A 13,873-nucleotide genomic window follows, 5' to 3' on the forward strand; every position below is an offset into this window, starting at 1 on the left:
AGTCGACGAACATGCTGGAGCGGCTGAACCAGGAGATCAAGCGGCGCACCCTGGTCGTTCGCATCTTCCCCAACCCGCGGAGCTGTCTGCGGCTGGTTCGGGCGCTGGCGGTGGAGATCCACGAGAACTGGCTCGAGGCGACCCGCTACCTCAACATGGATCATCTGCGCGAGCACAAGAAGGAGAGCCTGAGGGCCTTGGCCGCCTGAGCACCGTCATGTGTCCGCCGCTCCGCTAAACACGGGGGCTGCGCGGCGGACACGCCGATGTCACCGCAATGCCACGCCATTTTGCAGAACTTGACGCACACAACTGGGGCGGTGGATCGCAGCTGCCAGTTGGACACAAAGGTCGCCGAATGCAGGGTGGCTCCTGGCATAGGGACTTCAGTCTGTAGGCCTATCGACCAAGGACCCGCACAGCCAAACTTTGGTCCGAGGCTGCTATCGCAAAAGCCCGAAATGCGAGAGTTTCAGGAACTGAGTTCCGAGGAGCCCCGTTGCGATGCCGACTGTTATAGGAGGCCGCCATGGACCCGAGCATTCACCAGGCACGTTGGCTGCTTTTTCCGTTATTTGGCCTGTGTTTCGGGGTCGCGGCCATTGGATTTATTGTTGGCTGACAGTGGGAACTCGGCGCTATCGCGGAGAGACGCAACCACGGGAAGGCAAAAGGCTTGCGCAGTAAATAGTCCCTTCCTGCGCTAGCGAGACCCACCAGTTACCATCGTGGGACTGGTGGGCCTTGACGTTCCGGACGCAAACCATTGTTTTAAGCATCACACGAATTCGAACAGGAGGCAGTACGACAGAGCCGTATGATTAAGGGGAGTTCCGACATGCGACTGGCAAGTTCATTGATGACGACCCGGAAACGAAGGACCGGATCTTCACGAGGACGTCGTGTCGGCATTTCTGTAGTCGTCTTGACCTTCATTCTCGTCGTAAGCCCCTATCGCGTCGTGTTCGATGGATCATCGCAGCCGCTCGGCCCGCAGGCTGCCTGGGCCAAAGATGGCGGGAACGGCAATGGCGGGAACGGGAACGGGAATGGGAACGGCAATTCGGGCAATTCGGGTGGAAACTCCGGCAATTCGAACTCGAACGCTGGTGCCGGCAAGGGCAAAGCAAAGTCGCAGGACGACAATCTCCCTGATCCCGCCCCTGCGGTAAACCCCGATAGCAAGCCAAAACTCTTTGTCAACGCATCCACAGGAGACCGGGTCGAGGTGAGCGGCCCGAGCATTGGCGTGGTGCATTCGAACGGACTCAGCGAACGCATCGACAGCGACCAATATGAAATGCGGGATGCCGAGGGCCGCATCATCATTCGGCGCCTGGCGACGCGTTCCGATCGGGACAGGTTGCTTGGAATGATCAACTGAGGGCCAGTTCACATGGCAGCGCAGTGCGGCAATTTCGGCTCAAGCATGATCGCGAACAGGCGGATGGCGGCGCTCAGTCGCGTCGCGCAAGGTCATGGCAGCTTCGGTCCTGTTGCTGACGTTGAGCTTGGCCAGGATTCGCGTCATGTGGTGCTTTATCGTCTTTTCATGGAGGTTCAGCCGAAGCCCGATCCGCTTGTTGCTCAGTCCCGCGGCAACCAGCGTCAGGATCTCCCTTTCGCGGCTGGTGAGGTCGGCAAGTCCGTCAGCTTTCGCCGGCTCTTTTGATTGAGCCGAGAGATCGGCCAACAGGCGCGCCGACAATTGTGGACAGACATATCGTTCGCCCGACGCTACCGTGCGCAGGATCGCAGCCAACGTCCTCGACCCGACCCCCTTCAGAACATAGCCCCTTGCCCCGCTCTGCAACGCGGTCATCACGTGCTGGTTTTCTTCCGAAACGGTCAGCATCACAATTTTCAGTGCCGGATGCCGCTCAAGGGCCGGTCCGATCACGCCAAGGCCACCTCCAGGAACCGATATGTCCATCAGCAGAATGTCGGGCCGCTGGTCTTCGATTATCCGCAGGGCATCGTCTCTGCTGCTTCCTTCACCGACGATCTCGAACCCGCCGATCTGATCGAGCGTGCGCACAACGCCTTCCCTGAACAGCGGGTGGTCGTCGACGATGGCGAGCTTGATGGCTACTGTCATGTCTGCCCCATTTCAACGATGTTGAGGGCCATTCTTACGACTGTGCCACTCTGTGAGGAAGTCACGGTAAACTGGCCCCCGAGGCTTTCCACACGCTCGCGCAGCCCTACGAGTCCCAGCCTCTCGGGACGCACGATTTGCGGGTCAAAGCCGGCGCCGGCGTCGGCCACTTCGATACAAACGCGCTCGCCGTCGAAATGTTTCTCGACCGACTGACCTTCACCTCCGGCATGACGGAATCCATTGTTCAGCGCCTCCTGGACGAAGCGGAAGATGCAGATCTTGGCCGCCGGCGACAATGGCGCATGGCCGCCGGTCATCGATAGCATCACTTTGACGCCGGTTCGTTCTTCGTGCGCCCGTACGGCAAGCTGGAGAATTTCACCCAGTTCGGCATGCTCGATATGCGGCAGGACAAGGCCCTTGCTGATGCTCCTGATCTCGCGCATGGCATCGTCCAGATGTGCTTTGATGGCCAGCAATTCCTGTGCACGCTTCGATTGCGACGTAGCGGGATCGGCAATGACGGGGCTGTCGATCCCCAGCGCCGCGAGAGCAACCAATTGCGCCGGGCCATCGTGCAAGTCCGCACCGATGCGCCTGAGATAGCGTTCGTTAAGTGCGGTGGCACGCTGCGAGGCACGCTGCACCCGCAGCCTCAACAGTCTGTTTTGCGCAAGCAGATCGGAAAGCTCGGCAATGCGCTGCTTCAACGAGCGGCTCTGCGAACTGATCATGCGGCTGCCACGGAACACGATTGCCGACAGCCCGAGAAAGAAGGCCGCTGTGACGGCGGCAACGTCCAGCCAGGTTCGAATGAGTGCCTGATGCAGGTTTCTTTCAAAATCAGTGGCGACCTCGTAGAATTCTGAAACGGCCACCACTTCCCCCGACCATGGCTGCAGCACCGGATTGTAGATCTCGAGAAGATGCAAGCCGCTGGCCCTTTCGGCCTCGCTGTCCGAATCGTCCAGCTTGTCGAACTCCGAGACCATTTGGCCTGCGAATGCCGCCCGGAGATTGTCGCTGGGTTCAAAGCGCTTGCCGATCAATGTCTTGTCGGTCGAATACAGGATGGTTCCGTCGCGACGCCAGAGCTTGAAGGATTCGAGCCTTGTGCCGAGTGCCCCTTGTCCCAGCGTTTCATCGAGCGCGTGGGCGACGCTCTCGTCGAGCACTTCGCTCTTGCGCATATCCGGAAGCAGCGGCGCGATGACGCTGTCCACGTAAAGAGCCGTTGCGGAAGCCGAATTCTGCGTGACCACGGTTTCTATATGATTCGTGACGGAAATCCCGACCACCACCATGGCTGACAGGGAAAATAGACCGCCCGCGAGCAGGAACTGCGTTGCCAGCGACAGCGCATTCCAACGGTCAACAAGGCTTGTCAGCCTGTGTGGCTTGGTGTTCCGAATGGCCCGCTCGGCAGCACGCCGCACCAGTGGCGCGATTCTGGAGAGCCGGCTAATCCGTTGTCGAACGTCGCTGAAAGACGCCATCCTAGGTGTGTAACCGATCAATCGCGATGGAACTAGGGCCTGATGAGAGGGCGAACAGCGTATCCGGCGCTTTTTTGGGCAAACCGTCTCATTGCGTCGTTCGGTAAAGCTCGGACGCGGCCTGCTTCAGTGCCGCCCGTCCATCCGGCCTCAGATACATCATGTGCCCGCCCTCCAGCACCTCGGTGCGAATGGGCTTTGCGCCGGCAAGCGAAGGAATTTGACCAAGCAGGTAGCGCGAGCCCATGTACGGCGTCACCAGGTCGCTGTAGCCGTTGACGATCAGCACGCCGAGGCTGGGGTTTAGCACGCGCGCCTGTTGAAGGTCGTCCATGACACCCGCATAGCCCTGACGCGTCGCGCTCGTCCCATAGTCCCAATTGCCGCTGACTTCACGGTTGAGAAGCCGATAGCTGATATCCGTGCGGAAGTTCAATTCATCACGCACATAGCCGACGAAAGCGGAGGTGAGCGCCGGCACGCTTCGGTCGAGCACCGGATCGGGACCCTCGACTCCCAGGCTCTCTGGCGCCACGTCCGCTGTCGCGATGTTGCCGTCATAGGCGCTGAGAACATTGCCCTTTGCCCGTGCAAACTCCTTGGCGAACAGCCCTATGGGAATGCGTGCAAAGTGCCGCTGGACGAGATCGAGCGGCAGACCGGTGATTGCGGCGACACGCTGGCTCGCCAGGCGTCCACCCTGCTCCAGCCCACCGGCCAGCGCGGCCAGATAATCGCCGAGCGCATAGCGTTCGACTTCCGCCAGCCGCTCCTGCAGGGCCGGGCCGGAAACGCCTTCGCTGTGTAGGCGCACTGCCGCCAGCGACGGCAGTTCCAGCGCCCAGTGGAGCGGCTGGAACTCGTCCGGGCGCACCAGCGTGAATTCGAGCGCCGGCGAAATCAGCACGACACCACTCGGGCTGATGCCGATGTCTTCCTGAAGCTTCCTGGCGAGCAATGCTGCTCGAAAGCCGCCATAGCTTTCGCCAGCCAGGAAGACAGGCGATGCCGTACGGTTCGTCTGCGCCAGATAGAGTCGGATAAACGCGCCTATCGACGCGGCGTCCTGGCTGACGCCCCAGAAGCTGTGTGCTTCCGTGCCGGGCGCTTCACGGCTGTAACCGGTTCCGACAGGGTCCACAAAGACCAGGTCGGTCATGTCGAGCCAGGTGTCGGGGTTATCGAACAGCCTCTGCGGCGACGGCAGGAAACTTCCATCGGCCGCTGTCGCCAGAACCCGCGGACCGAGCGCGCCGAGATGGAGATAGGCGGAAGCTGCTCCCGGACCGCCATTGAACACGAAGGTGATCGGGCGACGCGGATCCGGTCCCGTTTCTTTCCCTGCGTGCAGAGCATAGGCGACATAGAAAATCTCGGCGGTGATATCGCCTTTGCCGGACGGCAATGACAGCGTGCCGGCCTTGGCCTCGTAATCGAGCGTGCGTCCGGCAATGACGATCGAATGATCGGAAGTCTGCGGCGGTGGCAGGAGCGAGAGAACCCCGCCTGTGGGCGGCGGCCGCTGGGCCGTCTCCGCATGACCGAACCCAGTTCCGGCAACCAACAGCAGAAGAGCGAGGGCGATTTCTTGCAGCTTGATAGGCATGACGTCTCCGGAGCAATTGGCTGGAAACTAGCACACCGTCGGCCGAACCAAAGTCACAGCACCGTGCGCCAGTACATCTGACAAGAAGGGGTCGGATTTGGAAATCCGATGCCCAGGCGGAAGATAGGGCGCGAGGGTCACGGCGGCAGCCTAACCTCTTCCAGCAGATGCGTGCGGCGGAATGGCGGACCAACGACTTCGTGAATTTTCTGCCGGTTGACTCGATTGGCCCACTTCCTAGGTTTGCATTCGGGCCTCCCGTGCAATCCGAAGTTGGTATGACATCTTTCCACACCCGAAAGCTTGCCCTTCTCCTTCTATCGGCAAGCGCCGCCATCCTGTCTTCCTGCGTCATGCCCGACGACACGTCGAGCACTGCGAAGGAAGACGCCACGGCGGCGGCAGCCCGCAGGGAGATGGTCGGCCTTAGCGAGGCGGACGTTCGAATGTGCGCCGGCTTTCCTACCGCCACTGCCGATGTCGGCAAATCCGGCCAGATCTGGACCTATCAGCGCGTCGTTCAACGCGGCAATCTCAACATTGTCGTTCCGACCGTCGCCATTGGCCCCGTCCCGGCGCTGGGGGGTTCCGTCAACGTCGCCCCCGGCGGCTATTGCAACACGCAAATTCGAATGGTTGACGGTCATGTTGCCGAGGTTGCCTACGCCGGCGACAACAACCTGCCGAACAACCGCGATGCGCTCTGTGTCAGCACGGTAGACGCCTGTGTCGCCTACGCCCGTCAGTATCATCCAGGCAGGACAATGGGCAGATAGCGTGATGAGTGGCATTGCCGCTGATCTGAACGCCTGAGATTTCTGGTTTGCCGGCTAGTATCCTCGATCCCGATCGAGCATCACCGATTTGACCTGACATTCCCCGCTCTCAACCGCCGACCCCATCGCGAATAGCGGAGAAATAGCGGTCGGTTCCGACCTGCCCACCCTTGAGGGCAATTTCCAGCCCATCGATCGCCTTAATGCTTGAATGCGCCACACAAAGTGGCGAGCCCGGCGATGCCGGCAGCGGCATTCGCACAGTCAGCGCGTCTACGCCCATCTGGCCAAGTGCATGGCTCGACGTGTCGCCGCCGGCGATGACCACGCGCAGTAGCTTCTCTTGAAGCGTCAGTTCGCGGAGAACCTCGCCAAGGCCGTAGCCGAGCTTATGGCGGGCGCCTTCCCGGAGATCGATTTCTGCACCGCGGTCGGCCGCAGGCCCGAGCGCGGTGTAGAGGACGACGCTGCGCCCGGCCCGTAGGCTGGAGCGGCCGGTTGCCACCGCGCGCGCAATCGCGTCGTTCGAAGCCTCAGAAACCAGTTGGACTGGGTCGAGCTCGATCCCGTCGAAGCCGTCGGCCAGAGCATGACGGATCTGTCGTTCCGTCGTCGGCGAGCAGCTCCCCGAGACCACGGCGATCCTGTCGGCAGCGCCCGGCGGCGAAAAGGCGGATTTGGTATCCACGATCCGGTTCGATGCCCATTCGACCAGCAAGGCATATTCGATGCCTGAAGAGCCGACGACGAAATAACCGCCCGGCTTGCGAGCGCGCCAAATCTCCTTGCCGGCAAGTGCCTGGGTTTCCAGGCTATCGACATCGACAAGCACGATACCTGAGCCATTCTCCACAAGCCGGTCGAATGCTTTCGACCGCGACGCGGACTGCAGCGTCGCCAGGTCGACCAGGCCCGAGGCGAGGCTGGTCTGGCGCGACAGATGGATCAGCAGGTCGGATTCGTCCATCGGCGTGGTCGGATGGCGGCTCATCACGGGATGGCGGTCGATGCGGAAATATTTTTCGCGATAGGCCGCGAACAGATGACCGAAGGCGGTGTAGCGCTTCAGCTGCGGCGCGCCGACCACCAGCGGCACGCCGTCTTGCCGGAAAACCGAGCGGCCGATTTCGATCGCCCGGCCGATGCTGCCGATTGCCGGGCTGGAATCGAAGGTCGAGCAGACCTTGTAGTGGCAGATCTCGGCGTTGACGGTCTTCAGCCAGGCGAAGGCATCTCGCAGATGCGTGTCCATCCACTGCGGCGTCTCGCTGCGGCTGGTGCCGGCCAGCCCAAGGGCGCGGCAATGCGCAAATTGCGAAAGCAGCGCTTCGTCCGGCTGGCGCATGAACAGGACGGTCGGCACGCCGCCGAGCTCGAGCGCCTCCATAACGTCGGTCGAGCCGGTCAGGTCGTCGCCATAGTAACTCAGAAGCAGGTTTTGCATGGCGTCAGGCCGCCTCGCCGCCGCCGAACTTCTCGATCGACCGCGCCAGCTCGACATGGCTCAAGGCATAATCCGCCAACGAAATGTCCTGGACCGCCGCCTGCCAGGCCTGCTGCACGGCGCGCACGCCGGCGCCCGGCCCGTCCGGGTGGCTGACGATGCCACCGCCGCAGAGATAGAGAAGATCGACCGTCCGGCCGGTTCGCTGGAAGGTTTCAGGCGCCTGCCCGCCCCACTGGCCGGAGCCGGCGACCGGCAATGCGCAATCGGCCGGCGAAAAGATCGGCGTGGTCACCGCCTTGAAGGATTCGACGAAGGACCAGTCGGGTTCCCAGTATTTTGAGGCGATGCCGTTGATCTGGAACTGGTCGACGCCGAGCAGACGCCAGAACTGCTGCCAGACCTTGAAATCCATGCCAAGGCCGGGATGACGGGTGAGAATGTCCCAGCCATTGCGGTGGGCATGGAGCACAAGGCTGGAGCGTTTTCGAAGGTAAGCCATGCCGCCGAAACCGATCGAATTGATATTGACCACCGCGCAATTGCCGCCGGCCTTTGCCACCAGATCGTGGTTTCGCATCATCTCGTCGGGATCGGCATGTGAAATGCCGAAGGCATACATGACCTTCTTACCGGTCTTCTGCTCGTGGTCGAGGATCAGCGGCATGATTGCCCTCACCCGCTCCGACAGCGGCGAATAGGCCGGGCTCATCAGCTTCTCGTCGTCCTTGATGAAGTCGACGCCGGCCGCAATCAGCTCTTGCACCATTGCGGCCGTCTCGGGCGGGCGGAGCCCCAGCGCCGGCTTGACGATGGTCCCGATGATCGGACGATCCGCGACACCGGTCAGCCTGCGGCTGCCCGTGACGCCGAATTGCGGGCCCGGATGCGCGCGCCGGTACTCCTCTGGTAGCCTCATGTCGACGACCCGGATACCGGACAGGCCCTTGATCGAAAAGGTGCCGCCGATGGTGATGGTCATCAACGCCGACAGGTCGGTACCGATGGCGTCCAGCGGAAACGCGATGTCGACGTCGGCGCGCTTGACCGGGCCGTTGCGCGCTTCGGGACCGGTTTCGGGAAGAGACGGCCGATCCGCATCCGGCAGATGCCGTATCGCCAGGACTCGCGCTGCGACCCTGGCCTTGAGCTCTTCGGTCTCGCCGGCCAGCGCGACGAAGGTTCCGGTCGACTGGTCGCTTGCGATCTTGGCCGCCAGCGCCTCGATATTGCCCGGCGTTTCGATGCGATAGGTGAGAACAATCATATTCGCGCGGCCTGCCGGGTGGTTCGAAAAAGGTTCCTTGGCCCTTGAAATCTGGTATAATGAGTACATAAGCTTTGCAAGCCCTATCCGGCTTGGCGGTAAGGGCGAGCCGGCAGCAGGCGTTCCGGAATTCACGGCGGAAATGCTAGATAGGGGCCGGTCAAAGGAGTGATTCGCGACGATGAACCGTTCGGAGCCGATCGTCCGGCGCAAGCTTTCCGACGAAGTATTCTTGAGACTGAAGCGCCTGATCACCAGCGGCGAATTGCTGCCGGGTGACGACATGCCGTCGGAGCGCGAATTGATGGAGCGCTTCGAGGTCGGCAGGCCGGCGATCCGCGAGGCAATGCAGGCGTTGAGCAATATGGGCCTCGTCGCGATCTCGCATGGCGAGCGGGCGAAAGTGCTGCAGCTGACCGCCAAGTCGATCATCAAACAGGTCGACGGCGCCGCCAAGATCATCCTGTCGTCGTCGAAGGACACGCTGGAGCACCTCAAGAACGCGCGTATCTTCTTCGAGCGCGGCATGGTCAGGGAAGCCGCAGAGAAGGCAACCGCCGAGGACGTGCAGCGGTTGCGCGCAACGGTTGCCGAGCAGCGCAGCCATCGTGGCGACTCGGAAGCCTTTATATCCGCCGACATGAAATTCCACACCCAGATCGCGGCAATATCCGGCAACCCGATCTATGTCGCCGTCAGCGAGGCAATGCTTGGCTGGCTAAAGGAATACCACACCGAAATGCTGATCTGGACCGGCAAGGAAAAGTTCACGCTGACCGAGCACGAAGAGATCATCGGACGCATCGAGGCCAAGGATGCGGATGGCGCCGAGAAGGCGATGATCAAGCACCTCGAACGCTCGCGTGCGCTTTACGTGATGAACTCCGGCAGCTGAAAATCAAGAGCAAGGTCCCGACCGCAGCGGCCGGCACCTTGCTCTCGGCCTACTGACTGACCACAGATCAGCCTGAGCCCGGACCGACGCAGTTTTCTATTGCGTCTGAATCCGATGTATGTGCCGCGTGTTTTCATTCAACGATTTCAGCATTTGCATCTTCCCAGCCATGGATTTCCGCGGCCCGCTTTCGTCAGCAAGCCCGCATAGGCCCTCCTGGAGGCGCCGCGCTTGTTCTGGGATTGGCAATTCTTGCAAAGACTATGCTAGGCTTGCCATCCGAGAACGATACTGGAGTACCGCAATGGCTGACAGGGGCCTCCACGTTGTGATCTGGCTGCCGTCGAATTTCTATTCGGCCGTCGTCTCGACGCTCGTGGAAATGTTTCAGCTTGTGAATGACGTCTGCCGTTCGCAGGTTCTCTCCTGTGAGTTCGTTTCAAGGAGCGCGCCGTCGGCATCGAGCACCGGAATTTCCTTCCCGACAAAGGCTCAACCATCCCGGAAAATGGATGTCCTGATTCTCATTGCCATGCCGGGTGTCGAGATTCCGGAGCTTCTGCGCTCGCTCGACGAGGAGAGTGAGCATTCAAAACCGCTGATCGCGCTCGGGCAGCAGCAGGACGCAATCATCGCAGCACATTGCGGCGCGTGTTATCTGCTCGCCACTTCGGGATTGTTGGACGGCAAGCGCGCAACGATATCCTGGTGGCTGAAGAACGAGGCAAGCCGCCGGTTTCCGCAAGTGCGATGGGACGCTTCCCGCCTGCTCATTCGCCAGGACCGCCTTTACACATGTGGAGGCGGGTTTTCCGGACTCGAACTCGCCAGGGCTTTGCTGATCGATCTGGGCTTCGAGAAGGAAGAGCGGATCATTCGAAAACTTCTGGTTCTTCCTCCGCCGCGCAAATTCCAGAGTCCCTACGAATTTCTTCTCGACAAAATTTCGAACGACGCCAGCCCATTCGAGAACAAGCTGCGCGAGCTCTCGAACGACAAGATGTCAGAAATCGATTTGAAATTTCTTGCAACCGAATTGGCAATGTCTTCGCGAACCCTGTCTCGCAGGTTTTTCGACGAGCTCCAGACAACGCCGGGAAAATGGATCCAGGAAAGGCGGCTGGAGTTGGCAAGGTCCATGCTTGAGGAAACGAAACTGAGCGTCTCAGAAATCTGCTATCGGGTGGGATATCAGGACGTCGCTTCGTTCAGCCGTCTTTTTTCCAAGACAACTGGAATGGCACCAGGCGAGTTTCGAAAGCAAGTCCGGTGACAAGTCGGCAGCGGAAGTGCTGCGGCTACGGGCAACCGCTGCGGAACTGCGGCGATTCATGAACCCCGGCGTGACTTCAGCCAATCCGGACGATTGCGTAGGGCGTCATGACAAGACGGTCTCGGCCCGACGCGTCGCGCTGAATCTGGCGTGACGTTCGTCCATCCCAGATATTCAGAAAACCCTGATCGGAACCGAGCCCGGAAACATCGACTGGAAGGTCGTCCGGAGTAAGGTTCGCCAGCCAGACGATGATCTTGCCTGTCTGGGAGTGGCCGGCCAGTGCCAGCACCCGCGTCTCATCGGTCGTTGTCGCCGCCACATGCGCATGGCCGGCCAGATCGCAAAGTCCTTTCACCGCGTGGAAAATCGGCCGGGGTGTACCTTCTTTGACAGGTTCGCCCGACGAGGCCAGCACGCCGAGTGGTCCGGTGAAGCTGCAGAGCGTCAGCATTTCGAGCCCGGCCGGCGCGACGCGCGCCGCATAGCCGATCGTCCATGCGGCCCCGAACAGCCCGGCATGGCGAGGGTCGCGGTCGGCCATGGCAATGCGCTGATTGTCGGGATTGGCCTTGGTCGCGCCGCCATAAGGGTTCTGGCGCATGGCAATGGTCGACGGCCCGACCCGATAAGGTATTGTTCCGAAGATCGTTCGTACTGACGCCGTGATGAAAGGCAATGCTTCCAGCGATTGCATGACGCTGAGATCGTCGGCGGCGTGCACGATCGGGCAGGTGCAATGCGTGACGAAATCGAGCGGGTCGGCCGGCACACGCTTGCGATTGAGTTCGGTGAAATAGCTGAACATGCCGCCGCCGAGGCGGCTGTCGGGAAAGGAGCGCCGCGCCGCGGCGTAGACGTCTTCGAGCGGCGGGCAGTGCGGCCACGCGCTGCCCGGTGGCGTCGACTGCCGGTCGACCGAAGGCGAGACGGCAATGGCCGAAAGCTTGAGCCCGGCCTGGCGCACCCTGTCGGCGACGCCTGAAAGCTCGGCGTCGAGATCGCCGTCGCCGGCAATGACACATTCGAGCGTTGTCCGGACCGGATAGGCGGCGGCGAGCCGGGCGTAGGATCGCAAGGCGTCGAGCCCATGGCCACGCGTCGGGTCGTAGTGGAACATCAATTGCTGCGGACCAAGCTCGCACAGCATCGGCAGCTTGCCCAGCGCCGCCTCGACCTCATCCGGGTAGATGATCACGCCAACATCCGGCAGCGCCGGTCCGGCTTGGCCGAGCGTGACGCGAACTGGGTCCGCGATTGCCGCAGCGGCCGGCACTTTCCCGCGACCCTCTATCCGCAAACTAGTGGTCTGGCGGAAGGTCTTGCCGGCAGGCAGCACGTAGGGCCATGGCAGCGCGAGCGGCCGGACATAGGTCTTGTAGGAGGCATCCGACCAGTTGCGCTGGTCCTCCATCTCGAACGTGTCGCCTTGCATCCGGCATTCGGCGGTGACGCCCGGCCGGATCTCATGGGTGATCGCCCGCAGATCCTTGAAAGGCTGCCAGGCATCGATCAGCTCTGGAAGCCGCGTCGCGACCACGCTGCCATCGGTATGCTCGACCGTGACCGGGCTGCCGGCCAGCCCGGCAATTGGATGCAGGATGCAGAAGCCGCAGCGATTGGTCTCGAAATCGTTGTCGGGAAGAGCGCTCACGTCGAAGATCAGCTGGCCATCGGCCGAGCCCTTGATGGTCGCACGGAAGTCGAGCCGGCTTCCCTCTGGTCCGAAACAACCTGCCGAATAGCTGACGAAGAAAGCGTCATCGCCCTGGTCGATGATTAAATCGGTGAGCGCCGGCTCGTAGGTGCCCCAGTCGCGATCCCTGACGATGAAGGCGACGGCGCGCAGAACCTCGGTGCCGCCATGCCGGATGGTGCGCAGATTGCCGTTGACGAAGTCCGCCGTCAGCGCGCCGGCGCGCAGCTTGACCGGTTCGGCTTCAACGGCACGTGTGCCGTAGAGGAGGAAGGCGTCGGCTGTCATTTCAGCAAGGCGTCGAGTTGCACCGGCTCCCGGCTTGCGGCGCCAGCGTACGCAGCCTCGACCAGCGCTAGTGTCTTGAGGTTGTCCGCGCCCGAGGTCGCGGGCTCGGTTCCCTTGGTCAGGCAGTCGACCCAATGCTTTTGAATGGCGACGACGCTTTCCTGGATGTTGTGCCACGGCCGTGATGCCCAGGCCAGCAGCGGCGGCGAGACGTCGCTCACAGCTGTCCCGCTCCTGCCGGTGACGGTGAGGCGGTAGCCCTGCGCCAGCCGGATCGTGCCGTCGCTGCCGTCGATCTCGATCAGCGTCTCGGGGAACGGCTCTGTCGCGAGCCTGCTGGCGTAGCTGCAGTCGACCACGGAAGTGGCTCCGCCCGTGTGGTCCATCAGCATCGTCGCAACGTCCTCCCCGGCAATGCCGGGATTGATGCGCGCCGTTCGCGCAGTGACGGTCGAGACGTCGCCCAGCAGGAAGCGGGCTATGTCGAGGATGTGGATACCCAGATCCTCGATGATGAAGCGCTTTCCCGTCGCCAGATAAGGCTGGCCGGAAAACACGTCATAGGCAGAGCGGAACGAGATCCGTCCGAAAAAGGGGGTGCCGATTTCGCCGCTGTCGAGCACGGTACGCACCGCCTGGATCGGCGACTGCCAGCGAAAATTCTCATGCACCATCAGCGGCACGCCGGCGTCAGCACAGGCCTTTACCATCGCCTTGGCGTCGGCAAGCGTCGGCGCAAACGGTTTTTGGCAGATTGCCGGAACGCCGTGCTGCGCCGCCATCTCCACGAGCATTCTGTGGCTTGGTGCCGTGGTGGCGATGTCGACGAAATCCAGCCTTTCGCCGGCAAACAGCGCTGCCGCGTCGGTATAGCGCCGTGCGACCCCGAACTGGTCGCCAATGATCCGTAGCCGGTCCGGATCGCGGTCGCAGATGGCGGTGATCGAGGCGCCCTCTATATCGCGCCAGGCATGCATCTGGTTGATGGCAAAGAAGCCGCAGCCGATCAGCGCTCCACGCAGTTCCGCCAT

General features: G+C 61.7%; 12 protein-coding genes. 5 read left to right on the forward strand and 7 right to left on the reverse strand.

Translation table 11 applies throughout. From position 1 onward, the window contains the following. Together NKH28_RS11690 and NKH28_RS11695 are read left to right on the forward strand one after the other, a co-directional pair. Positions 1-209: transposase (locus NKH28_RS11690; RefSeq protein ID WP_352495195.1), on the forward strand; the 209-nt coding region annotated here is incomplete at its 5' end. 716 nt (positions 210-925) lie between these two features. After that, a complete protein-coding gene (locus NKH28_RS11695) occupies positions 926-1,384 on the forward strand; it encodes a hypothetical protein (RefSeq protein WP_352767575.1) in 459 nt (152 codons plus the stop codon). Between the two features lie 39 nt (positions 1,385-1,423). On the opposite strand, the gene NKH28_RS11700 is transcribed toward NKH28_RS11695, so the two are convergent. The 3 genes from NKH28_RS11700 to NKH28_RS11710 all read right to left on the reverse strand — a co-directional run bounded on the left by NKH28_RS11700 (position 1,424) and on the right by NKH28_RS11710 (position 5,203). Further along, on the reverse strand, positions 1,424-2,098 hold the full coding sequence (locus NKH28_RS11700) for a LuxR C-terminal-related transcriptional regulator (RefSeq protein WP_352448141.1): 675 nt from the start codon (positions 2,096-2,098) through the stop codon (positions 1,424-1,426). Further along, the gene (locus tag NKH28_RS11705; RefSeq protein ID WP_352539311.1) at positions 2,095-3,324 is read right to left on the reverse strand and encodes a sensor histidine kinase; all 1,230 of its coding nucleotides are present in this window, start codon (positions 3,322-3,324) and stop codon (positions 2,095-2,097) included. Before NKH28_RS11705 ends, NKH28_RS11700 begins: the two co-directional genes overlap by 4 nt. Before the next feature lie 361 nt (positions 3,325-3,685). After that, positions 3,686-5,203, reverse strand: a complete 1,518-nt coding sequence (locus tag NKH28_RS11710; RefSeq protein WP_352469598.1) for a S10 family peptidase — start codon at positions 5,201-5,203, stop codon at positions 3,686-3,688. A 278-nt stretch (positions 5,204-5,481) separates the two neighbouring features. Between NKH28_RS11710 and NKH28_RS11715 the strand changes: the two genes are divergently transcribed. Continuing rightward, on the forward strand, positions 5,482-5,979 hold the full coding sequence (locus NKH28_RS11715; RefSeq protein WP_352469597.1) for a hypothetical protein: 498 nt from the start codon (positions 5,482-5,484) through the stop codon (positions 5,977-5,979). 109 nt (positions 5,980-6,088) lie between these two features. Here the strand turns inward: NKH28_RS11715 and NKH28_RS11720 are convergent, their stop codons facing one another. Both NKH28_RS11720 and oiaX read right to left on the reverse strand, forming a co-directional pair. Continuing rightward, complete coding sequence (locus tag NKH28_RS11720) at positions 6,089-7,423, reverse strand: four-carbon acid sugar kinase family protein (RefSeq protein ID WP_352539312.1); 1,335 nt, start codon at positions 7,421-7,423, stop codon at positions 6,089-6,091. Positions 7,424-7,427: 4 nt separating this feature from the next. After that, on the reverse strand, positions 7,428-8,690 hold the full coding sequence (oiaX, locus tag NKH28_RS11725) for a 3-oxo-isoapionate-4-phosphate decarboxylase OiaX (RefSeq protein WP_352539313.1): 1,263 nt from the start codon (positions 8,688-8,690) through the stop codon (positions 7,428-7,430). A gap of 181 nt (positions 8,691-8,871) precedes the next feature. Here oiaX and NKH28_RS11730 point away from each other — a divergent pair, with 181 nt between their 5' ends. Then, positions 8,872-9,585 (forward strand): transcriptional regulator NanR, encoded by a 714-nt coding sequence (locus tag NKH28_RS11730; protein ID WP_292663135.1) that lies wholly within the window; start codon positions 8,872-8,874, stop codon positions 9,583-9,585. Between the two features lie 304 nt (positions 9,586-9,889). Continuing rightward, positions 9,890-10,858 (forward strand): GlxA family transcriptional regulator, encoded by a 969-nt coding sequence (locus NKH28_RS11735; RefSeq protein ID WP_352978952.1) that lies wholly within the window; start codon positions 9,890-9,892, stop codon positions 10,856-10,858. Positions 10,859-10,934: 76 nt separating this feature from the next. On the opposite strand, the gene apnL is transcribed toward NKH28_RS11735, so the two are convergent. Continuing rightward, complete coding sequence (apnL, locus tag NKH28_RS11740; protein WP_352539315.1) at positions 10,935-12,842, reverse strand: D-apionate lactonase; 1,908 nt, start codon at positions 12,840-12,842, stop codon at positions 10,935-10,937. Next, positions 12,839-13,873, reverse strand: a complete 1,035-nt coding sequence (locus NKH28_RS11745; protein WP_352926817.1) for a Gfo/Idh/MocA family protein — start codon at positions 13,871-13,873, stop codon at positions 12,839-12,841. The genes apnL and NKH28_RS11745 overlap by 4 nt, the downstream gene beginning before the upstream one ends.

It is taken from the genome of Mesorhizobium sp. M1227 (genome assembly GCF_040318315.1).
Classification (GTDB): Bacteria; Pseudomonadota; Alphaproteobacteria; order Rhizobiales; family Rhizobiaceae; genus Mesorhizobium.